At 46.0% G+C, this 24,089-nt stretch carries 18 protein-coding genes; 13 read left to right on the top strand and 5 right to left on the bottom strand.

Annotated elements, in window-relative coordinates; translation table 11 throughout:
* The first annotated feature begins 12 nt into the window (after nt 1-12).
* Nucleotides 13-588 (top strand): hypothetical protein, encoded by a 576-nt coding sequence (locus tag DF182_RS04935; RefSeq protein WP_113614553.1) that lies wholly within the window; start codon nt 13-15, stop codon nt 586-588.
* On the opposite strand, the gene DF182_RS04930 is transcribed toward DF182_RS04935, so the two are convergent.
* Complete coding sequence (locus tag DF182_RS04930) at nt 581-1,282, bottom strand: hypothetical protein (protein ID WP_113614552.1); 702 nt, start codon at nt 1,280-1,282, stop codon at nt 581-583. The two genes, DF182_RS04935 and DF182_RS04930, sit on opposite strands and share 8 nt — an antisense overlap.
* A 238-nt stretch (nt 1,283-1,520) precedes the next feature.
* Between DF182_RS04930 and DF182_RS04925 the strand changes: the two genes are divergently transcribed.
* From DF182_RS04925 to DF182_RS04900, 6 genes are all read left to right on the top strand, one after another.
* Complete coding sequence (locus DF182_RS04925) at nt 1,521-2,123, top strand: RNA polymerase sigma factor (RefSeq protein ID WP_113614551.1); 603 nt, start codon at nt 1,521-1,523, stop codon at nt 2,121-2,123.
* Nucleotides 2,124-2,173: 50 nt separating this feature from the next.
* Nucleotides 2,174-3,379 carry a FecR family protein gene (locus DF182_RS04920; RefSeq protein WP_113614550.1) on the top strand — a complete coding sequence of 402 codons (1,206 nt, stop codon included), beginning with the start codon at nt 2,174-2,176 and terminating at the stop codon, nt 3,377-3,379.
* Between the two features lie 252 nt (nt 3,380-3,631).
* The gene (locus tag DF182_RS04915) at nt 3,632-7,369 is read left to right on the top strand and encodes a SusC/RagA family TonB-linked outer membrane protein (RefSeq protein WP_245957374.1); all 3,738 of its coding nucleotides are present in this window, start codon (nt 3,632-3,634) and stop codon (nt 7,367-7,369) included.
* An 11-nt stretch (nt 7,370-7,380) separates the two neighbouring features.
* Entirely contained in the window at nt 7,381-8,832 is a 1,452-nt protein-coding gene (locus DF182_RS04910; RefSeq protein WP_113614548.1) for a RagB/SusD family nutrient uptake outer membrane protein, read from the top strand.
* 12 nt (nt 8,833-8,844) lie between these two features.
* The gene (locus DF182_RS04905; RefSeq protein ID WP_113614547.1) at nt 8,845-10,176 is read left to right on the top strand and encodes a zinc-binding metallopeptidase; all 1,332 of its coding nucleotides are present in this window, start codon (nt 8,845-8,847) and stop codon (nt 10,174-10,176) included.
* Between the two features lie 8 nt (nt 10,177-10,184).
* Nucleotides 10,185-11,498, top strand: a complete 1,314-nt coding sequence (locus DF182_RS04900; protein WP_161964057.1) for a DUF4302 domain-containing protein — start codon at nt 10,185-10,187, stop codon at nt 11,496-11,498.
* Nucleotides 11,499-11,691: 193 nt separating this feature from the next.
* Here the strand turns inward: DF182_RS04900 and DF182_RS04895 are convergent, their stop codons facing one another.
* From DF182_RS04895 to DF182_RS04880, 4 genes are all read right to left on the bottom strand, one after another.
* Complete coding sequence (locus tag DF182_RS04895) at nt 11,692-12,153, bottom strand: DUF6265 family protein (RefSeq protein WP_113614545.1); 462 nt, start codon at nt 12,151-12,153, stop codon at nt 11,692-11,694.
* A 90-nt stretch (nt 12,154-12,243) separates the two neighbouring features.
* A complete protein-coding gene (locus DF182_RS04890) occupies nt 12,244-13,428 on the bottom strand; it encodes an ABC transporter permease (RefSeq protein ID WP_113614544.1) in 1,185 nt (394 codons plus the stop codon).
* Between the two features lie 6 nt (nt 13,429-13,434).
* Nucleotides 13,435-14,391: an HlyD family secretion protein gene (locus tag DF182_RS04885; protein WP_113614543.1), complete on the bottom strand. Its 957-nt coding sequence runs from the start codon at nt 14,389-14,391 to the stop codon at nt 13,435-13,437.
* Nucleotides 14,392-14,445: 54 nt separating this feature from the next.
* The gene (locus tag DF182_RS04880; protein WP_113614542.1) at nt 14,446-15,852 is read right to left on the bottom strand and encodes a TolC family protein; all 1,407 of its coding nucleotides are present in this window, start codon (nt 15,850-15,852) and stop codon (nt 14,446-14,448) included.
* A 460-nt stretch (nt 15,853-16,312) separates the two neighbouring features.
* On the opposite strand from DF182_RS04880, the gene DF182_RS04875 reads away from it, so the two are divergent.
* The 6 genes from DF182_RS04875 to DF182_RS04850 all read left to right on the top strand — a co-directional run bounded on the left by DF182_RS04875 (nt 16,313) and on the right by DF182_RS04850 (nt 24,079).
* Nucleotides 16,313-17,092: a class I SAM-dependent methyltransferase gene (locus DF182_RS04875; RefSeq protein ID WP_161964056.1), complete on the top strand. Its 780-nt coding sequence runs from the start codon at nt 16,313-16,315 to the stop codon at nt 17,090-17,092.
* Nucleotides 17,093-17,244: 152 nt separating this feature from the next.
* The gene (locus tag DF182_RS04870) at nt 17,245-17,496 is read left to right on the top strand and encodes a hypothetical protein (protein ID WP_147243347.1); all 252 of its coding nucleotides are present in this window, start codon (nt 17,245-17,247) and stop codon (nt 17,494-17,496) included.
* Nucleotides 17,497-17,610: 114 nt separating this feature from the next.
* The gene (locus DF182_RS04865; protein WP_113614539.1) at nt 17,611-18,204 is read left to right on the top strand and encodes an RNA polymerase sigma-70 factor; all 594 of its coding nucleotides are present in this window, start codon (nt 17,611-17,613) and stop codon (nt 18,202-18,204) included.
* Nucleotides 18,205-18,267: 63 nt separating this feature from the next.
* Nucleotides 18,268-19,233, top strand: coding sequence for a FecR family protein (locus DF182_RS04860; protein WP_161964055.1), 966 nt, complete (start codon nt 18,268-18,270; stop codon nt 19,231-19,233).
* A 112-nt stretch (nt 19,234-19,345) separates the two neighbouring features.
* The gene (locus tag DF182_RS04855) at nt 19,346-22,597 is read left to right on the top strand and encodes a SusC/RagA family TonB-linked outer membrane protein (protein WP_113614537.1); all 3,252 of its coding nucleotides are present in this window, start codon (nt 19,346-19,348) and stop codon (nt 22,595-22,597) included.
* A 12-nt stretch (nt 22,598-22,609) separates the two neighbouring features.
* Nucleotides 22,610-24,079 (top strand): SusD/RagB family nutrient-binding outer membrane lipoprotein, encoded by a 1,470-nt coding sequence (locus DF182_RS04850; protein ID WP_113614536.1) that lies wholly within the window; start codon nt 22,610-22,612, stop codon nt 24,077-24,079.
* Nucleotides 24,080-24,089 lie beyond the last annotated feature (10 nt).

Below are 24,089 nucleotides of genomic sequence, written 5' to 3'. Positions count from 1 at the left end.
AACACTTCCATAATGGCCAGCAAAGCTATACTCAGCAGCCGGGGTTTTAAGATAGCAGAGTATTTTATACCCCCTTTTGTATTAAATGAGGGAGAGATTGTCATACTGAAACCATTTAACAGGCCTGACTGGTATGAGTTGGAAATGAGTCTGGTGGATACTCTTACGGGTAAAGTGCCGGAGGAAAATGTAGTAATAACCGTCCCGCTGACTTTTGTACCACGTTTCAGTGTGTCCTGGTTTAGACGCAGATTTTATCCCGTAACTGTCAGGGAATATCTGAAGAAGAATGCAGATCTGTCCAGTCAGTATGCGGACCGGATTTATGAAGACAGCTATATTACTCCTCGTACAGACATCAATACGCTTGCAGGTAATCCCTGGAAGCTGTTGACGATTTACGCTGCACTGTCCCGTTTCGATCATATCCTGTTTGATTTAGCAGGCGTGGATCCTATGGGAGGAAAAGAAGTATTCGGTATTGTGAAAGAGCATGTAAAAAAGGGAGGCGCCGCTATTTTATTGGATCATTGGGCTGAGTTCAGGGGGGACTGTGACCGGTTGGTGGAAATCGAGAGGTTTACCTGAGTAACAGCCCTATTTTCATCGCTATATACGCATTGTCCTGTTGCGCTTGTACCAGTGAAGTAAGTACATCTGAAGCAATACCTTGTCTTTCTGCAACACGTAGTAATGTAATACAGGTGGCTACTGTTTCGGGTTCTATGGGAGTGATGGTGCCTTCCAGTTTGCGCCACCGGGCAGTATCTTTACTTAACAGGCGGGGGCGTGTATGCATCCGGGTGAGTAATGGTTTCCATACTTTCGGTAGTTGTGCTGCTTCCTGGTCTATAGTGTCTGTGAGGGTATCTGCGTATAGCCGGAAGGGTATTTGCAGGCGTCCTACAGGTTCCTGCCAGGCGGTGGTGTCAACAGTTGCTCCTGTAAATGCTCCGTTCAACAGCTGGTAAAACTGTATGTCCGGTGTTGTCTCCGTTGTAATAGATAAATCAGGACAATCTTGATAGGAGCAGATGCCGGCAATCAGTCCGTATGGATCACTGATCTGTGTAAAGCGGGCGGCTGCCAGTGCAAACAATGACCGGGCATTGGACTGGTTGAGCAGCATTTCATAAGCTGCGGCTTTCATATAACAACATGCAATCGTATGTATATCCTCTGCATTCCCGGTATCAAGATAAGCAGCATAACTGCTGTAGGCATGAGCGAGTGTTTGTAATGCATCACTGTCGAGGTCCAGTAACAATGAAAAATCTGGCATTGTCCGATTACTTTAGGGTGTAAAAGTATATATTATTTTATCAGACCAATTGCTTTGTTCATTAGTCTCCAGTTAAATTAAGATAATAAATATATGTGGCGGCGCATTTATTTCCGTCTGTGGGGTAATATTTCCTTCTACATATTCAGATACAAGAGAGGTTGCAATACAAGAAAAAAATACTTAGCTTTAGCGCAACCAGGTTTAAAGACCGATTAGGAAATAGCAGCATAACCGATTGTCAAATTCAGCATTATATAACGAACCTCACCTGATATTACAGGCATCGAAAGGGAGCCGGGAGGCCTTTACCCAGTTGTATTCCCATCACCTGGATGCCGTGACGCAGTATGTCCATCTTTTTACCCGGTCTCAGGATGAAGCTGATGAAATTATTCAGGAAGTTTTTGTCCGTATTTGGGAGCAGCGTGAAAAGCTGGCAGACATTACTGCTTTCAGACCTTATATTGCACGGTCGGCCAGGAACCGGTTGCTGGACCATCTCCGTCATCAGCAGGTACGCAAGGCTGCTTTTGTAGATCTGTTGCAACGGGAGGCTACTCCTGATACTCCTGAAGATATCTGGAACTACCGGGCCATTTATGAAAAGGTACAACGGCAGATAGCTGCGCTGCCTGCTCAGTGCCAACATGTTTTCCGCCTGAGTGTGGAGCGTGGACTGAGCCTCGATGAAATTGCTGCAGAGTTGAATATCTCCAAATCAGGTGTCAAAAATCAGCTTTATAAAGCGCAGAAGCTGATCCGTCAGTGTTTTGAGGAAAAAGATACCCTGGCATTTTTTCTGTTTATACTCTCTCTTCCGTCGTTTTATAATATTTAACGAAAAATTTTTTTTCCCGACGTGTCCTTTTGAATTCCTGAAACGTCCTTATGTCAGGAGACATATTCCAGGCTATGACGAAGGAACAACTACACTCATTTTTAAAAGACTATTCAGCGGGTAAATATTCGCAGCAGGATTATACTGCATTCCGCCAGTGGCTGGCTGCTGCCGGTCCGGAGGAACAGCTGGAGGTACTGGACAAATACGGTGAGTTGTTGAACGGAATGCCTGATACCCCCTCCATGGACTTCCGGCGTATAGCCATGATCGAGAATGCCCTGAATGAAGCTGAGCAGGAAAAGGAAGAGCAACCCACCCGGATAGTTTCTTATCGCAGGTGGTGGGCTGCCGCGGCCATACTTGTATTGTTTGGCGCCGGCACGGCCCTCCTGATGAACCGTCTGTCTAAGCCTCCGATGGTGGCTCAGGCGCCTATTCTCCCTGGCCGTGATGGGGCGGTGCTTACGCTGGGTGATGGCTCACAGATAGTGCTGGACAGCCTGGGTAACGGTATCGTAGCTACGCAGAGCGGTGCCAGTATCGTCCTGAACAGTGGCCGCCTCGGCTATGACCAGACAGCCAATGCCCAAGACGGCCCGCAATACAATACCCTGTCCACACCCGTTGGACGGCAGTTTAAGGTAACCCTGCCAGACGGAACCACCGTATGGCTTAACGCCCAAAGCTCAGTGAAGTTCCCAACCTATTTCAGCGGAGATGATCGTACGGTGATAGTGAGCGGTGAAGTATATATGGATGTAGCACAGGATGCGAAACATCCGTTTAAAGTAAATATTCTGCGTGCCGATAAAAGTATAGGAACAGTAGAAGTACTGGGCACCCATTTTAATATCAACGCCTACCCCGATGAAAGCGCCTGTAAAGTTACACTCGTACAGGGAGCCGTCATGGTATCTGCCGGAGCGGCAGCCGGAAAAACATTGTTGAAGCCCGATCAGCAAGCGGCTATCTCTGAAAATCAGCACATTAGTGTACAACATGCCAATACAGAGAGTGTAACGGCCTGGAAAAACGGATATTTCGATTTTGAAAATAATGACCTTACCATGCTGGCACGCCAACTAACCAGATGGTATGGTATTGATACCAAAGTAATGGAGAATGCACCTGAGACTGAGTTTGGTGGTAAAATAAGCCGCAACCTGGTATTACAGGAAATGATCAAAGTATTGAACCAGGCAGGTGTACATTGCCGTCTGGAAAATGATAAAAAACTAGTGTTTATTCCTTAACCTGACAATGAGAATTAATTATTTAAGGCAGAAAGCTGCCGTCAACCAAAAATGAGGATACTGTTAACACACTATGCAATGAAATAGTGGCACTTCTCTTTTTGTAAAAATTTTAAAACGGAAGTAACAACAAAGGGCTGTCAACAAAAACCGGAGGTGTCATCACCACCCCCGGAAGGCGTTTGAATGATCCTGATCGAATGAAACCATTTTTTTAAACAACCAGTTAAAACCATCAAACTAATGCAATTTATGCAAAAAAATGCTAATTGTAGTTGGTATGCTATGCCCGGAAATGTAGTACCGGTCAGCCTCCACCATAGGGCCGAAACGGTATTGGAAAATCGGCAGAATCCGGTGAAGGGTATAGCTACCGGGCTAAAAAAACTGCTGATTACTATGAAACTGACAGCATTGTTAATCCTTGTAACCATTATGCAGGTGGCTGCTGGGGCCAGGGCACAGAGTATTACCTTCAGTGCCCAGAAAGTCAGCCTGCAAAAGGTATTTACTGCCATTGAAAAGCAGACAGGATACCTGGTATTTTATAAAAAAGAAGTGCTGCAGCGTGCTCACGATATCTCCGTGAACGCTAAAGAAGTGCCCTTGAATGAATTTATGGACCAGGTGTTGAAAGATCAGCCCATAGAATATGAGCTGCTGTCTAAAACAATCATCCTGACCGTAAAGGATGCATCTGCCGCCAAAACCGCTACGGAAGCTGAACCACAGCAACAAACACAACGTACCGGTAAAATAACCGATAAAAAAGGGAATCCCCTGATCGGTGTTTCCGTACAGATCAAAGGACAAAGCCGCGGTGTTATCACCGACCCGGATGGCCGCTTTTCCATCACTGCAAATAATAACGATGTCCTGGTATTTAACTTTCTTGGTTTTAAACCACATGAAGTTCAGGTAAATGACAAAACTGTTTTCAACATTACCATGGAAGAAAACATCGCAGGGCTGGGAGAGGTGATCGTAACCGGTTACCAGAGCGTAAACAAAAAACTGTTTACCGGTTCTGCTACCAATATCAGCGGCGTAGAAGTGAAACAGGATGGTATCGTTGACGTAAGCCGTATGCTGGAAGGTAGAGTAGCCGGCGTTTCTGTGCAGAACGTTTCCGGTACCTTCGGTGCGGCCCCTAAAATCCGCGTAAGAGGTGCTACTTCCATCTCCGGTGAAAACAAACCACTGTGGGTAATCGATAACGTGGTACTGGAAGATATCGTGAACATCAGCAACGACCAGCTCTCCAGCGGAGACGCGCTGACGCTGATCGGCTCTTCTGTAGCCGGTATCAACGCAGACGATATCGAAACCTTTACCATCCTGAAAGATGCTGCCGCCACCGCCCAGTACGGTGCCCGTGCGATGAACGGCGTAGTGGTGATCACCACTAAAAAAGGCCGTGTCGGTTCTACCCAGGTGAATTACAACGGTAACTTCTCCACCTTCCTTAAACCGGATTACAGCACTTTCAACATCATGAATTCTGCCGACCAGATGTCTGTGTATGCAGAGATGTACCGTAAAGGCGGGCTGAGTTCTTCTATCGCTAACGAAAATAACGGTGGCGTATATGCGAAAATGTACCAGAAGCTGAAAGAATATAATCCGGCTACCGGCACATTTGGCTTGCAGAATACTCCTGAAGCCAGGGAAGCTTTCCTGCAGCGTTATGCAAAAGCCAATACAGACTGGTTTAACGTACTCTTCAGAAACTCTTTCGTACAGGAACACTCCCTGAGTATTTCTTCCGGTACAGATAAATCACAACATTACTTTTCCCTCGGTTATTATAATGATAATGGTTGGTCTATTGCAGACCGTGTAAGCCGTTATACCGCTAACCTCCGCGGTACCTACAATCTCTCCAAACGCCTTACTGCGAACGTGATTGTAAACGGATCTATCAGGCAACAACGGGCTCCCGGTACTCAGGGAAGATCCAGCAACGTAGTAGAAGGGGTATATACCAGAGATTTTGATATCAACCCTTACAGCTATGCGCTGAATACCAGCCGTGCCATGACTGCCTATGATGAAAGTGGCAACCTGGAATACTTCAACCGTAACTACGCGCCATTTAACATCATCAATGAGTTAAAAAATAACTACATTAACCTGGACATGCTGGATACTAAGATTCAGGGTGAACTGGGTTATAAGATCTCCAATGACTTCAATTTCCGGACCATTGGTGCTATCCGCTTCGTAAAAACTACCCGTGAAAATATCGTTAGCGAAAACTCCAATATGGCGCAGGCATACCGGTATGCTCCCAATTCTACCGTGGCTGCTGCAAACCCATTCCTCTACATGGACCCTGACCATCCGGAGTTAACGGTGAAACAGATTGCCTTGCCACAAGGTGGTTTCTATAATAAAAATGACGATAAGCTCACCAACTACTATGTGCGTAATCAGCTGGAGTGGAAACATGATTTCAGCAAAAAACACCTGGTAAGCGCTTTCGTCGGACAGGAAATAAAGTATACCGACCGCCAGAACAGCAATGCTAATGGTTACGGTTACCAATATGAGAAAGGTGGTACACCATTTACAGACTACCGTATTATTAAAATGCTGCTCGAAGGTGGTTACAACTATTTCGGGATGAACCAGCAGTACGACAGATATGCTTCTTTCTTTGGTAACGCCAGCTATTCTTATGATGGCAAATATATCTTCAACGGAACGGTGAGATATGATGGCTCCAACAGAATGGGCGAATCCAGAAATGCACGCTGGCTGCCTACCTGGACCCTGAGTGCCGCCTGGAACCTCGACCAGGAAGAATTCCTGAAGTATAAGGAAAACATCAGCTTCCTGAAACTGCGTGCCTCTTATGGTCTGACCGCAAGTATCGGAAGTGCTACCAACTCCAGTGTGGTATTCAAAAATAGCTCTGCTATACGTCCGAGATTATCAGAAGTGGAACCAAGGGTTGAACTGGACCACCTGGAAAACTCCGAACTGACCTGGGAAAAACAATACGAAGGTAACGTTGGTATTGACGCGGGTTTCTGGGGTGATAAACTGGCCGTTACTGTTGATGCCTATAAACGTAATGGTTTTGACCTGATCAGCGCACTGCGTACGTCCGGCATTGGTGGAGAAGATACCAAACAAGCCAACTACGCAGACATGAAATCCTATGGTGTGGAAATGACCGTCGGTGGAAAACTGATTAAGAGCAAGTCTTTCAACTGGTCTTCCAACCTGACCTTTGGTTTCAACAAAAACGAAATCACCAACCTGAAGAGCAAGCCCCGTATCTATGACCTGATCGTACCCGAGGGTGGTGCGAGCGAAGGTCATGCTGTACGCGGACTTTACTCACTCAATTTCCAGGGCCTGAACATGGTCGGAATGCCTACCTACATCGATGAAAACGGTAAGTTGAGCACCGGTGTGTATGTGCAGAGCACCAACAAGGACTATCTGATATATGAAGGGTCTGTTGATCCTACCATTACAGGTGGTTGGAATAATACATTCAACTACAAAAACTTCATGCTGAATTTCTTTATCTCTTATCAGGCTGGAAACAAGATCAGGTTAAACAATGCCTTTAATCTGAGATACTCCGATGCTGATGCGATGCCTAAGGAATTCCTGGACAGATGGACATTGCCGCTCGATGAGAAAGCCACCAATGTACCGTCTATCGCCGATTACCTCGTTCGTAGCACCATTGGTGCACTTTATCCCTATACCGCTTATAACTACACTTCCGGACGGGTAGCAGATGGAAGTTTTGTTCGCCTGAAACAGGTGTCACTGGCTTATAATCTGCCTGTAAGGGTTGCAAGGCTGATACGCGCCAACAATATGTCAGTGAAACTGCAGGGTAACAATATCTGGCTGATTTACGCAGACAAGGCTCTGAAAGGCCAGGATCCGGAGTTCTTTACTTCCGGCGGTGTGGCAATGCCTGTTCCTAAGCAATTCACATTTACCTTAAAAGTTGGATTTTAATTGTGATAATTATGAAAAAAAGATATCTATATATAGCGGCTGTTGCATTGCTGAGCACTACCGGCTGCAAAAAGTATCTGGAGCAGGCACCCGATCAACGGGCCGTCCTGAATACACCTGAGAAGGTAGCGGAGCTGCTGGTAACAGCTTATCCTGCGGCCAACTACTTCACCTTTGCGGAAGCGATGTCCGATAATGCCATGGACGTAAGCCTCACCGGTATTCACCTCCCGGCCAATGAGGATGCATATTTCTGGAGAGATATCACCACTACTGCCCAGGATGGTCCTACCTATTACTGGAATGCCTGTTACGCTGCGATCGCATCTGCCAACCAGGCATTAGACATCTGTAATAAAGCCACTAACCCGCAGTTGTATTCCGGTCAGAAAGGTGAAGCGCTGGTAGCCAGAGCTTATGCCCACTTTATGCTGGTAACGCTTTTCTCAAAAGCCTATGATCCGGCTACTGCCGGCCAGGACGCGGGCATTCCCTATGTGACCGAGCCGGAGAAAATAGTGGTGAAAAACTACGACCGCAAAACCGTGGCCTATGTATATGACATGATCGAGAAAGACCTGAAAGAAGGTATTCCTTTGCTGAATGACAAATACGCCATACCTGCCTACCACTTTACCAGAAGAGCGGCACATGCTTTTGCTTCCAGGTTCTATCTGTGGAAACGCAACTATGATAAAGTGATAGAAGAAGCCAACCTGGCCTTCCCTACTAATGACTTTGCGGCTAACGTAAGACCATGGTTGAACTATCAGGGCGCTTCCGTTACTGTCAATGACCTGCAGACTTTTTACACCAGCGCTACCAATCCGGGAAATCTGCTGCTCGGGGAAACGGTATCCAACTATTGTGTTTATTATTATCGCTATCAGTTTGCGATGTCCCAGCCAAGGGTTATACAGCTCATCAGCCCACTGGGTAGCCGCTGGGATGCACTGAAGGTTTATAGCACCAGCAGCACTTTTTACTTTGTCATGAAGTACCTCGCTTATTTCAAACGTGTTAGTATCAACGCCAACACCGGTACATACTATACCATGGTACCGTTGTTGACTACAGAGGAAACACTGCTCAACAGGGCTGAAGCGCTCCTCAGCAAGGACATGTATGCCGAAGCACTCAATGACATGAACGCGCTGGTGAAAACCCGTGTCCTTAACTATAACACCACTCAGCACTTAATTACAGATGCCCGCGTGATGAGCTACTATGGCTCCAGAACAACCGATAAGAAAGAGGCTTACCGCCTGGCTTTACTGGATATCAAACGTGCTGAATTTTTGAATGAAGGTATGAGATGGCTGGACATCCTGCGTCTGAAAATGCCGGTAACACATACTACCTCCAGAGGTGAAGTGTTTGATCTGGCTGCGGATGATAAACGTAAACTGTTGCAATTACCGGAAGAAGTGACTTTATCCGGTGTTCCTCTTAATCCCCGTTAATCTGCTGTAAATATGAAAAAACATTTTTTCCTAATAATAGCTTTTGCGGCAGTAATGCTGTCCGCTTGTAAAAAGTCAGATGATCTGGACAAACCATTGGTAGGCCTTGGTGGCGATACCTGGACGAAAACAGCATTAGATAACTGGCTGTTTGCCACGTTTACACAGCCTTACAACCTGGAAGTAAAATACAGGTTCGATGGTTCTGAGCTGGACCCTACCAAAACCCTGGTTCCACCAGACAGCGCCAAAGTAAGACCACTGATGGAAACAGTGAACTCTGCCTGGATTCAGCCATATATCATGGAGAAGAATGCTGACTTTATCAAAATGTATTCTCCCAAACAATACATGCTGGTAGGTAGTGTGGAATATAATACCGGCGGAACCGTTAAGCTGGGTGAAGCAGAAGGTGGATACAAGGTTACATTGTATAACGTCAACAACTTCAATAAAACCAGCCGCGCCAATGTGCAGCAGGTACTGAAAACCATTCATCACGAGTTTGCACATATCCTGCACCAGACGGTGATTTATCCGAAGGACTTTCCGCTGTTGACAGGTGGTGGTTATACAGCTGACTGGAATAACCAGCCCCTGGCAGATGCTTATGCAATGGGCTTTATCAGCCAGTATTCCCGTGCCGCTCCTGAAGAGGATTTCGCGGAAATGGTTTCTATGATGCTCACGCTGGGCCGTGGTGGTTATGAAACCATCATGAAACAGACAGGTGTGAATACAACGATTCTCCGTAAAAAAGAATCTATCGTAGTAGGCTATTTCAAACAAACATGGGGCATTGATTTTGCCGGGCTGCAAACCAAAGTGCAGAAAGACTTTAACAGTTATTCTAATCCGCCGGTATTCTCCCATATCGGTTTTGGCAAGGCCTTTACATCCATTGTTATTAATCCTGCGTTGGTAGGTGGTCAGTCTGATAATTTCAACAATGCATGGGCAACTTCCAAAGATGCTTTGCTGAAAGTAGACGCTACTGCACAGTTTACACTGGAAAGCATCAATGTGGTGTTTAACTCCACCACTACCATGCAATTGAAGGTTAACTACCGCTCTGCTGCCGGCCCTGGTGCAGGCGTACTCTCCACTGGTACATTTACTTACAGTGTAGTGGCTAATACCGCTGCGGAAACATACACCTTCGCTCTTACCGGAGGAGATGCCAACGCCAATACAATAGCGGCTTCAGTAAAACCGCTGACCGATTTCTTCAGTGGCGCACAGAAGACAAAATACTTCTATGGCCCCGATGCGAAAGTGGAATTCGGTGGTTTTGAGAAGGCTGGTGATGCAACCTCATTTACATTCGGCACCTTAAATCTGTAATGAACATCATGAAAAAACTCACGCTATATACATTACTGGCCATCGCTGCTATATCCTGTAATAAGTCTTCCGACCCATTTATGGAAGACCCGGATGTAAGGCTCATCAAACGCCTGGATGAGAATATGCAGCTCCTTACCAGCGCTCAGTACGGCTGGAAAGCAACGATCTATCCCGCAGGTGGAAAGGGTTTCTTTTACTATTTTAAATTTGGTAAAGATAATTCCGTGGAGATGATCAGTGACTTTAACAGCACTACGGCCACCACACTTAAAGCATCTACCTTCCGCCTGAAAGCCTTACAATGGCCCACGCTGATTTTCGATACCTACAATTATATACATCTGCCAAACGACCCTGCTCCTAATGTGAGTGGTGGTACTGCCGGTGCAGGCTTAAAATCCGATTTCCAGTTTGTCATGGATAAAATGGTCGGTGATACCTTTTATATGGGTGGCATGGACCGCGGAAATCAGATGATGATGGTGAGACTGACCAGTGCGGAACAACAGAACATCCTCAACGGAAAGATCGCTGAGCGCATGACTGATAACAACACTTATGTGGCCAGCTCGCCTGCTCCGTATATCAGTTTCAAAGACGGTAAAAAAATAGATGCAGCTATCAATACCAGCGCGCGCAGAATCCGGTTTACCTACTTAGGGGAAAATAACAATGCCTTCAGTAAAACCCTGGGTTTTGCCTTCTCACCTAATGGCCTTATTCTGGAATCAACAGTTGTTTACAATGGTTTTGCTTTCCGCGAACTGCTGTGGGATGCTGCCAAGAAGGTATACTACGTGACAAACGGTACTGATACCTATAATCTAGAGGCAGGAACAATGCCGGTAGTACCATTGAATCTGGTATTTGGTGCGGGAAAAGACTATACAGCTATTGAATATAGCGCAGCTACGCTGAAAGGCACGCTGAACAGTGATTTCGATCCTGTTTATACACAGTGTCTGAATCAGCTGAAAGCATATGGTTATAACCTGAATCTTATCCGTATGATGCAGAACACTGATCTGACTTATACTTTGCGGTTCAGTTTCTCCAATACTACTACTACCTACCTGGCCAACGTAGTTTACACCCCTGTAAAAAACACCGACGGCTCTGTGAAGTTTGTATTTACTTCCCAGGATGCAAATGCATCCGCCCTGCCAGCGGCCTTTGCAGGTACCAGAAACTACTTCGAAACCAGTTCGTTTAACCTTTCCTGGATAACTAACAGCATTCCAGGATCAACACTGGTACTGGGTGGTTTGGTGAAAAGCACTAATGCATCTCAGTTCTTCTATGGAACTGTAGGCAACTAACGCAGACTGTAGCATTAAATAAAAAGAGGCTGCTCCTGAAAAGGGGCAGCCTTGATTTTATATTCTCTTTTTTGACATTGTGTCGGAAAGGCTTTTGCTGCTTTAATTATCGCTGAGCTTATTCCTTTAGTAAAGCTCCGTACTTCACTCCTCCAATTTAGCCCAGGACTTTAGTTCCTGGGAGACTTGATGATTATTCTCTCTCAAAGAAAAAATCGATCGATTTTTCTCCACCGCTGGTCGTTACTTTTAATCGATTATCTGTTCTGCTGTAAACAATCTTTTTGGGAAAATCATGTTCTGCATTTTCACAGGTAAAACCGGTACTACTGATGGCAGATACTTTAAAATAGATTGGTTCTTTATTTTCCGCAACATCCGCTACGTAATAGATAGCTCCGTTTTTAACCACCAATGCAAGTTTCTCCATAAAAGTAGTGTCTGTTCCACGTTGGGTGATACCGATTCCCTTCAGGGAAGCAGGGGAGGTCTGTTCCCAACGCTCATGCCCTGATTTGCCGGGTTTTAGCTGAATCCTTTTCCAGGTTCCTGATAGCCAGTTAAGCTGCTGAAAGTCAGTAGTCGTGGTCTTTTGCTGGCAATAGGCTGCTGCAGCCAGGAAAAACAATATGCTGAGGAGGAAAATACGTTTCATAGCCTGGGGAATAAGATAAAATAGTTTTTTAAATTAGTTAAGAAAGATAATAAAGAAAACTAAAACCAGCCCCCTAACTGTTTCAGTAAATTAATCCTCGTTTGTATTTCCCGTAGAGGCTGATCTGAACATCAGCCACAGTTTTATTTTTAATGCCAGCCATCCCAGGGATGCATATACCACCAACAAAATACCCAGGTGTTTGATGTATGGATAGGTAAGTGTTACAGCGCCTTTCTGTATTAATAAGATTTTAAATGCCTGCAGGAAAGGTGTTAAAGGAATAATGTTGGCCAGACACTGTACAAAAACCGGCATGGCATTGAGTGGCCAGGTAAAGCCACTGATGATAAAAGCGGGGGAGGCGAGGATCATTAATACCTGTGTGGCTTTTAATGCATCGGGAATCAGAATGCTGACAAACACACCCATAAAAGAAGCCGAGCCTACAAAAAAGGCGGTCAGCCATATGAAGTTGAGAATATCTTCCGGTAAGGGTACCTGAAAAAGGATATGCATCAGGTAATACACGGAGACAATGAGAATGGAGAAAATCCAGATCGGGATTACCTTTATCAGCATGATGGGAAAGGCCCAACGACGCATGTGTTGGTATTCACTCATAAAAGACCCGCGCTGAAACTCAGCTGCAAAGCTGACAGCCATGGCCAGCAGGATCACCTGCTGCAATACCACCGCCAGCATAGCCGGCCACATAAAGATGAGGTAGTTGCTGGTGGTATTGAAGAGCGTGATGTAGTTGGTTTTAAAGGGCTCATATTGTGTAACGGCCCTTGGTGCGGGCATACCCATTTTCTGCAGTGCTTTGATAGAAACGCCGGCAGAAAAGGTTCCAATGGTCAGCTGCAATGCCTTGGAGGCAAAATTGGCTGTTAACATATTCCCTGTGTTGACATATACATTGACTTCCGGATACTTTTTCTGAAGGATATCTGCTTCAAATCTGGAAGGTATCTTTACTACGGCAGCGGCGTTGCGTCTGATGACTTCATCATTGATTTCAGCAGGATCCTGGAGATACTTGAGTACCTTGATACTTCTGTTGTCTCCGAGCATTTCCACTAGTTGATTGGATAATGGGGTATTGTCTTTATCTATAACGATAACGGGTGTATTTTCCACTTTCCCGCTTTTGTATACAAAACCAAGCAGGGTGGCATATAAAACCGGCGCCAGAAAAAATACTGAACGCAATGTTGCATTACCCAGGAACAGCTTGAACTCACGTTTCAGCAATCGGAAAAATTCTCTCATGTCTGATTATTTCAGAATAACATTCGCATTTACCAGTATATCTTTTGTTTTATCCGCATCCCTGGGCCGCACTTTGATCTCGTAAACGGCCTCCTGCAGCTGATAGTCAGGATACGCGGTGGTAATATCCGCGTAGCGGGTCAGTTGTTTGATGGATACAATGTTTCCATCCAGTTCTTCCTGGTTATATACAACCTGCAGTTTTACAACCTGCTCTTTTTTATATTTAGCAATCTTGCTTTCCGGTACGGTAAAACGGAAATAGGTACTTCCCGGAATATATCCGTTAAACAGTGCAAAGCCGGCAGTAGCCAGTTCTCCCGGGTTGAGGCTGATGGTTTCTACGTCCATGTCATTGGTGGCGATGATATACCGCTCTGAATAGGCAACATTGGCTTCCTGTAAAGCGCCTTTGGCTTGAGATGCCTGTCCTGCGGCCATTTCTACCTTTTCGATGCGGGTACCTTTTTTAACATCATCCAGCTCAGCTACTACTGCATCATATTGTGCTTTGGCGCCCTGCAGCTTGGCATATATTTCATCAAAAGCCTGTGGTGACATCAGACTGTCGTTAAACATATTGGAGGCTCTGTTATATGATTTCTGTGCAAATTCATATTGTTCTTTGAGTCCTTTATACTTGGCCTGAAGTTGTTTCAGCTGGTCGGCGGTGGCGCCACGGCGTGCCATCTGCTCCTGCGCAGTGGCGGCATTGACAGCTCCCTGTGCTTGTGCTATCTTAGCTGAAACTTCCGGTACATCCAGTAAAGCAAGGGTATCACCTTTCTTTACGGTCTGGCCCTCCGCTACATAAATTTTCAGTATTCTGCCAGTGACCTTCGGGGCAAAGGAGATGACATCCTTTTTTGCTTTTCCCTCGAAATTGTCTGCACCTCGTTTCCGGGGGCCACAGCTCGTTAGTGCCAGTAAACTGAATAAAAATATGCAGGTAGTTATTCTCATTGTATAGTCATTAATTTTAGTAATTGTTGTTTGGGTGTTAGCAAGGGGTAAAAGTTAATACAGCCTGCTGATATCCAGTTCCTGGGTAGACCGCATTAATTCTATGGCCGCTCTACGCTGATTGAAAATAGCATTCTGATAATCCAGTTCTGCCGCTTCAAGATCATTTTCCGCCTCTATCAGCTGGGTGGATTTACTCATGCCATACCTGAACTCCTTTTCAGCCTGTACCAGTGCATCACCCGCCATTTCCTTCTGTTTTCTCTTTAAGGCTATTTGTGCATTGGCTATATCGTAATTGGATTGATTGTTAGCCTGGTTTAAGGTGAGTTTGCGCAACGCATCGTATTGCTGGTTTTGCAACAGTTCTCTGTCGATGCGTGCTGTTTCTATGGCATGTTTTCCTTCTCTGCCATCAAAAATCTCCCACTTAAATCCAATACCGCCCATAAAAACAGGGAAAATATTCAGGTTGGTGGGCCTCCAGTCCAGTTTCCGGCCGGGGTAATTAATGGCCGGAATAGGCGGTATGATATTGTCTGACGACTTAACCCTGGCGCCGTAAAGACCGAGGTAGTAGCCAGAGGCCATCAACTGTACTTTGGGAATCCACCAGGTTTGTTCGGCTTTAATTTTATAGGTGGTGGCATTGATACCATGGTTCAATGCACGGACTTCCGCCCGCTCTTCAATTGTTTTTTGTGGAACAGTAGGAGTGACCGCTACCAGCACCGGTTCTATAAGACGAAGCCTTTCCTTGCTGATGCCGGTTAAGACTTCCAGTTGAGTGAGCAACAATTCCTTTTTGCCTTCATATTCTGCTACTTTGGCATCGAGGGTAGCCTGTGCCAGCTCTATTTTTTTATGGTCATAAGGAGTGATCAGTCCGTATCCCAATGCTTTATCAGCTGTTTTACGGTTGGCGTCCAGTCTTCTTTTGCCTTCGTCCAGCACCTTCTTCGATTGATGTATCAGTGCCAGCTGATCGTAGGCTCTGGAAACAACTGCCACTACCTCATCCGCAGTTTTCTCCAGTAAAATATTTTCCGATTGTTTTTTTTCTTCAAGTGCCTTGCCCAGGTACTTTACTTTTCCGCCGGAATACAGCAGCATCTTGGCATCCGCTTTAGCAAGCCCTGAAAATCCGGATACATTGATGTTATTGTTGTATTTCCCTTCCGGAATATTCAGAAAAGGTTGCAGGTTTAATTCAGGAGAGATAATATGCGCGGTAGCATTCATATAACCAGCCATACCACTTACTTCCAGGGTAGGGAGATAAACATCTTTCAGTTTGTGTTGATCAAGACTGGTCAGTTTGTTTTTGGTAAGTTGGGTTCTGAGATCAGCATCCCGTACCATAGCGCTATCCAGCAACTCTTTAAAGCCAGGGGCCGTTTGGGCGTTACTATAATTGTAGAATATAAGTGAAAGGAGCAGGAAAGACAGCTTACTCTTCATTGAAAAAAAATATTTTAATCCTGAGATAGATACTGATTCGCGTAAATATCCTTTAATACAAAAACCTAAAACAGTATGTAGGGTGCATGACAATAGCATTCTTCCAAAGTACAGCCGGCTCGTCTGCCATCCTGATGGTACATTGTTCGTCTATCTAATTTAACACATAAAGTAAAACCAATGTTTGATTTCCGGCCAGATAGCGGAAATTTATATGTCATTAAATTTATCATGAAGGTACGTTTATTATTTGACTTTTCTTTTGAGGAGAGCCGGAGCCGCTATCATCAAGACTTTAAAGATAATTACGTTGAGGGGGCCCCGTTATAGATCCTGGAATAGAATGGGGACTTTCCTGCCGGCAAAAAACCGGCTTTTACCGACAATACAGCGGCTTTGAGCACAGGTCCTGTTTTTTACAACTGCTGATCGTATTTTTTTGCAGAAAAAAATGGAACCCATGAAGATCCCGGAATTAACAACCATGCTGATCAATCCCTATAATCATCAGCCATTGCATATAACGGAGACGCACAACCTGGAAGATGTATCCGGTAATATCATTCCGGTAGTCGAAGGGATTCCTGACTTTCTTGCACTCGAAAAGGTAGATGGCCTGAATAAAAAATACCAGCGCCTTTACGATCGTATCAGTCCTTTCAATGATATTACAGAGCGGCTTGTTTCCTTCTTCATCGACTTACATCGTCTTCGCAGTGAATGGATGGCAGATGTGGAGATAGAGCCAGGGTACAAGGTACTGGAGACTTCTGTGGGTACCGGCTGGAACATCAGGGTGTTGCCGGAGTTTGCCGAGTATTACGGACTCGATATTTCCAGTGGCATGTTGCGGCAGGCCAGCCGTAATATGGCTAAATGGAACCGGTCCATGCAGCTTTTCAGAGGCAATGCAGAATATCTTCCCTTCAGGGACCATACTTTCGATTGTGTATTTCACGTAGGCGGTATCAACTTCTTCAACAACCGGGAACGGGCTATAGCGGAAATGATTCGTGTAGCCAGGCCCGGTAGTCGTATTGTCATCATCGACGAAACAGCCGAACATATCAGGAAACAATACAGGAAAATTCCTTTTGTCAAAAGTTATTTCAGCAGCGGAGATGCAGATGAAGCAAGAGCTGTAGCACCCATAGCCCTGGTGCCGCCGGATATGCAGGAGGTAGCAGTTAAACTACTGGAAAAAGGCAGTATGTACCAGTTGAGTTTCAGAACTGTGTAGGCAAGTAGTAAAAAATTAATACGGATTTCCGGATCAGGGACCGGTATATACATACAGTAGGCGCTGTTCTGCAGTGACCGTTTATCCATTGGCGTTATTACCGGAAAAAGTGTGATATATTAGAGGAAGTTAATTTTAACTTGAATAGAAAAATGGAAGGATTTAGGATATCTAATAATTTTGATAAAAGTATGCTCGTCATTTTCGAGCCGATAGGAGATACTTTTTGGTTGCCTTCCGGCGAAGAGCTTAAAATTGTTCCTTACGACAAAGGGGCTGGACTAGGTACGGATTGTTTGGATGTGAAGTTTAGTGCTAACAATGGCGAGCCTTGTGTGGTGATTTGGGCGGAAACACATAAGTTTTCAGCATACCATCAGGGAAAGCAGGTAAATGTTATGTAGAATGATAAATTTAATAAGAGAAAAGAACGACCAGATCAGGGTCGGTATCATAAGTTAATACTCCCTTAATATTCCACTGTTAATTTTGCTTCCATCAAAAAACTGAGTTACCTGATGGAAGACTCCACGCTGATTCCGATACTGTTACATGACTGGCTGGCAGGAAATGATCTGAATTTCAAACCGCTTTTCGAGTATTATTTCCCGCGCCTGAAGCGCTATACAATGAGTTATACCGATGATCCTGTTATCAGCGAGGAACTTGCCATGAATGTAATGCTGAAGGTATGGCAACAGAAAACAAGGATCGCTACACTGAATGATTTCAACAGCTATCTTTTTACCATGATGCGCCATGAAACTGTTAGCATGCTGCGTCGTAAAAAGACCATGATGACGCTCAGTGCCAGGGAAGAAGAGGCTCCTGCAACAGAAAATATCACCGAAACGGTGAGCTACCGGGAGCTGCTGGTACGTTACCGGGAGTGTCTTGACAAACTTCCGCCACGCCGGCGGGAGGCGTTTATCCTTAATCGGGAGCGCGGCATGAGCTATGCAGAAATAGCTGCAATGCTGAATGTTTCCATATTTACGGTGCAGAACCATATAGCAGCATCGCTGAAATTCATGAGAAGAGAACTGCATGACTACGCCGATTTCCTCATGTTGACGGCCGTCATGCTGATGCCAATGTTAACTGAATATTAATTCCATCCTACCCGATAGTTGGACCAGCCATTGAATGACGTCCTTATGGATGAATCAATCACTATGGCAGATTTTCAACCAGACAGCATCCTGCTGATCAGCTACTTTGAAGGTAACATTTCTGATCCCGCTACAAAGGCGGATATTGAGGCTTATATCGCCAGCTGTAAAGCCCCTGAGGTGGTACAGGCGTGCATGGAAGCCGCATGGAATAATACCAGCCATCTGAAGTCAGACAAGGCGACGGACAGCGACTGGCAACAATTCCGCCGCCTCGCAGGCATAGAAGCCAAACGTCGGACAATGTATCCGCAGCTGGCTGCAGCGGCAGTACTGCTGGTGCTGATCATCGCCGCAGGTGGTTGGTTTTTCAAACCTCAGCATAAGGAAAAAGCACTGGTATGGCAAACCATTACCGCTGCTCCGGGTGCACCTCACCAGCTTCAATTACCCGATGGCTCCCAGGTAACCATCTTTCCCGGTTCTTCCATTAGTTATGTCAAAACATTTAATACGACTGTCCGCGAAATACGTCTCTCCGGCCGCGCATTCTTTAATATAACATCCGCCGCTGAAAGGCCATTCCTTGTTACTGCAGGCAAGTATACCACACAGGTGCTGGGCACTTCCTTTGAGGTAGATGACCGGCAATCATTGACTGTAAGCCTTCTCTCCGGAAAAGTAAGACTGTTGGACAACCACGGCCAACCACTCACCGATCTTCAACCCAATCAGCAGGCTATCATCGATAAACAAGCCGGTAGCTTCCATCTTACCACCATCGAAGCAAATGTTGTAACAGCATGGACTTCCGGCCAGCTCTCCTTCGATCAGGAAAAATTGAATACCGTCTGCACAGACTTACAGCAATGGTATAAAACACAGATCAGGATAGAAAAAAAGGAACTGCTGCAAAAGCGTATTACTGCTGAGTTTAAACAGTTACCGCTGCAAACGGTGATGGGTATACTCTCACAGACAGCCGGATTCCGGTACCGGCAGGAAAAAGATACCATCGTGATTTACTAAAAAGTTAAACGCCCCGGTGCAACGGGGCGCTTAAATAGCAACTGACTGGTTTATCAGCCAAGTAACCTGAAATGCAGGCTTAAACCACCTGCACCTAATCAATTGTAAAATAATGAAAACATTGTTATCGCATCGAATCCTGATGCTGTTTTTTCTCTTGTCCGTCGGTGTCCGGCTACTGGCGCAGTCCTCGCAGGACCGCATGCTGAAGTTCAGCGGCACTACCCTGACGGTAAGACAATTCATTCAGCAGATAAAAACGCAGCAACAACTGCAGGTAACGTTCGATGAAGAAGTCAATGCGCTGCTGTCACACACCGTACATGTCCGCAAGAACACCGCCACACTTAAAGAAGCACTCGGCTGGCTTGCTACCGATGTCGCTATACAATGCCGCATCGTTAATAATTACGCTATTCTTAGTGTAGCCCTGCCCGTTAAAAAACAGGATGCTCCTCCTGCGGCCAGGTCTGAATTACCACCGCCTTCTACCAAAGCTTTGGGAGAAGTGGTGGTGACCGCCCTTGGCATCAAAAAAACAGAACGTAACCTGGGATATGCTATCGCACAACTATCTTCCAAAGATGTGAATGATGTACCCCAGCCCAATGTGATGAACAGCCTGGCTGCGCGCGTGCCAGGCGTGAGTATTCGCAGCACCGGCTCCGATCCGGGTTCAAGTGTGATGGTAACGATACGCGGCCAATCCTCTATCAGCAAAGACAACCAGCCATTATACGTTATTGACGGAGTACCCGTAGCTCCTGCCATACAGAACCCCGCACAGGCGGTAGACGGAAAACAGACCATCGACTATGGCAGCCCTATCAGTGATGTCAGCGCAGATGATATCGCCAGCATCACCGTGTTAAAAGGTGCTAGTGCTGCCGCGCTCTATGGTAGCCGCGCCGGTTCAGGCGTGATCCTCATCACCACCAAATCCAGTGCTGTAAAAAAAGGACTGGGTGTCAGCTTCAATTCTACTGTCATGTTCGACAAAGCATGGATGTTCCCTGACTTCCAGAACGAATTTGGCAGCGGTGACTGGATAGGCACTAATAATACGCTCAGTACATCAGCCTGGGGCCCTCAACTCAATACCGGCCGTAAACTGGTACAATGGAACAGCCCCCTGGATGAAAACGGTAAACCGGTTCCCCTGGAATGGACATCCTATCCCAATCGCATCAAAGACTTCTTCCGCACCGGACGGACATTTACCAACAACATCGCCGTATCAAAAAGCGGAGATGCCGGTAACTTCAGAATTTCATATGCCAATATGCAGAACCAGGGTATAGTCCCCAATACCGATATGAAGCGCAATAACCTGACCTTCTCCGGTACCTATCATCTCAACAAATCCATCCATATCAGCAGTAATATCGCCTATACCAACAGCGCCAGTGATAACCGTCCTTCTGCCTATACGGAGAGTGTTACCACGCAGGTCTATAAACTGACGCCCAACGTAGATATCCATGCTTTACGCAACTATTGGTTGCCTGGTAAGGAGGGCCTGCAACAGTATAACCCCTACAGCACAGACGATAATCCTTACCTCATCGCATATGAGGAAACCAATAGCTACAACCGTAACCGTATCACCGGAAACGTACAGCTGCAGCTGGACCTCCGGAAAGACCTGACCCTGATGCTGCGCACAGGGCTGGACTACTACGCCGTTTCGGAAGATCAGAAACGACCATTCAGTGCAAAAAGAAATCCCAAAGGCGCCTATGTATTAGAAAACAATCAGTTCAAGGAACAAAACAGTGACTTCCTGCTCACCTATAAACCTGAATTGAAAAGTGACTTTAAACTTTCCGTTGCAGTAGGTGGAAACAGAATGGACCAGCAACTGCAATCCAATCAGCAATCCGCCGGAAGCCTTACCCTGCCGGAAGTCTACAACCTTTCCAATGCAGCTGCTGGGTCTATCATCAATACACAATCCAAAACCCACAAACGTATCAACAGCATTTATGGGATGAGTGAGATCAGTTATAAGGATTATATCTTCCTGAACCTCACTGCTAGAAACGACTGGAGCAGTACACTGCCCAAATCAAACAATGCTTACTTCTATCCATCTGTATCTGTAAGCGCTATAGTGTCTGATATGCTGGATATCCGCTGGCGCCAGCTCTCTTATCTGAAACTGAGGGCCAACTGGTCGCAGGTGGGTTCTGATACAGATCCTTACCAGCTGTATAATACCGTACCATTCGATACCGACTGGGGTAGCGTAAAACGGGCCACCATCAGCTTCAGCCAGCGAAACAGGATGCTGAAACCAGAGATCGCCACTTCTTATGAAGGTGGTCTGGAAGCCGGTTTTTTGCAAGATCGTTTAGGCGTGAATGTTACCTGGTATAAAACCAATAACAGAAACCAGATCATCCAGGTGCCTACCACCATTGCTTCCGGCGCCAGCAGCATGCTCATCAACGCCGGTAATATTCAGAACAGCGGCTGGGAGATAGCCCTGAATACCGTTCCGGTAAAAGGAAAATTCACCTGGAAATCAGATGTCAATTTTACACATAACCAGAACAAAGTCATCTCACTGACCCCGGCTGTGACCAGTTATATGCTGGGTAGCACCGATGGAAGTAATATCGTATACCTGATAAAGGAAGGTACCAAAATGGGCGACTTCTATAGCAGAAGCTGGGTGAAAGTGAAAGAAGGTCCTTATGCAGGACAAGCCCTGCTGAACAGCAACGGCCTGCAACAACAAGATCCGGAATTGGTGAAGATCGGCAACTATAACCCTGATTTTATGGTTGGCTTTAATAACAATTTCCGCTATAAAAACCTGACACTGAATTTCCTGATCGACTGGCGCCAGGGTGGTTCCTATTACTCCTATGTAGCCAAAAGCCTTATCCAGGACGGTCGTACTACCAATACCCTGCAAGGAAGAGACGCTGCGCATGGTGGCCTCACCTGGACCGATGCCAACGGCACCGTGCGTAATGACGGTATGATCATGGAAGGCGTGGTAGACAAAGGCAATGGCAACTATAAACCCAACGACATTATCATCGCAGCACCAGATTATTACGACAACAAATACTGGAAGTACTACGAAAATGAAACCTACAGCGCAACTTATGTGAAGTTGAAAGAAGTATCGCTCACCTATGCCTTCGGCAGAAGTGTGATGCGCCGTATTCCTTTCCTAAGCAGCCTTGCCTTCTCGCTGATCGGTAACAACCTGTATACCTGGACCGCAGCAGGAAATGGCTATGATCCCGAGATTACCATGAGTCTGGGCAGCCAGCGCTACCAGGGCGTAGGACACTGGACACTGCCAGGAACAAGATCATATGGTGCCAAACTCAGTTGCAACTTTTAATCAATAGCTATCATGAAACTATATAAAATATTCGCAGGTCTGCTGACAGCACTGGCTTTTACCGGTTGCACAAAAGACTTTGAAAGTATCAATACCAATCCCAACAACCCATCTGTTACCAGACCGGAATATCACCTGACGGAAGCCATCACACAAACGGCTTATGCCTATGCGGAAAACGGTTTTGCAAGAAGACCGGCAGCATTGGGCAGATACATTACCCTGATCAGGAATAATGACTATGAATTGTTTCGATGGACAGCCGTTGACTGGTCAGATATCTATCAGCGTGCGATGATCGTTAAAACGATGCAGCAGGAAGCTACCGATATGAAACAGCCTGCATATGTGGCTGCTGGTAAGGTGCTGATGGCCTTTAATATAGCCTACCTCACTGACCTCTACGGAGATGTGCCCTATTCAAAAGCATTGCAGTCAGTGGAAAACGGTAATATCAAACCAACCTACGACAAACAGGAAGATATTTACAGAAGCCTGCTTAACCTGCTGAAAGAGGCTAATGCAGAACTGAAAAACAACGGAACTGGTATCGATGCAAAAGCGGATGCCATGTTTGCCGGTGATGCCCTGAAATGGCGAAAGCTGGCCAATTCCCTGCGTTTGCGTATGCTGCTGCGTTGCTCAAAAACATATGCAGCTGCCTGGACAGAGATGCAGGAAATACTGGGCAACAAAGCAGAGTATCCCATCATGGAGAGTAATGCAGACAATGCAGAAGTAGCATATATCGGTGCCAAAAAGGATGACAGCTGGGCCGGCGGACCCATGAACATGATCGACAACGATTTTCAAAAGACGAAGGCCAGTAAAGAATTGGTAGATGCGCTGCTTTCACGGAACGATCCCAGGCTGGAACTTTGGATAGCACCGGTTGGCAGCACCGATGGAGCTACTGTTGATAAAAACAAATATGTGGGTATCCCTCACGCCTATACGAATCCTGGTGATTACAATGGTGGAGAATCACATCAATCTATCTTATCCTCCTTCTTCAGACAGAATAAACCTACCGGTTTGAAAGCCAGCCTGATGCTGTATGCAGAGGTGTGTTTCATCACGGCAGAGGCCATGCAGCAGGGAAAGGTAACCATGTCCGGCAATACAGCGGAAGGGATGTACAACAACGGGATAAAGTCTTCCCTGGATTATTACGGGCTGCAGGCAGAAGCACAACGACGGAATTACTATGATCTGCCATTGGTGAAGTACAACGGAACACTGGAACAGCTGATCACACAGAAATGGATCGCCATGGCATTCCGCGGGGCTGAGGGCTGGTTTGATTTCCGCCGTACCGGTTACCCGGCATTTGTGGTGGGACCTATGGCTTTTCAGAAAACTTTCCCGGTAAGATACGCATGGCCTGCTACAGAGCAGGATGTAAACCTGGACAACTACAATACAGCCGTTAAGGCATTTGGACCAGATGATATCAACACAAAAATGTGGTACCTGAGATAAACATCATTGA

The organism is Chitinophaga flava (genome assembly GCF_003308995.1).
Taxonomy (GTDB): Bacteria; Bacteroidota; Bacteroidia; order Chitinophagales; family Chitinophagaceae; genus Chitinophaga; species Chitinophaga flava.
This window is presented reverse-complemented; position numbering and strand designations above follow the sequence as displayed.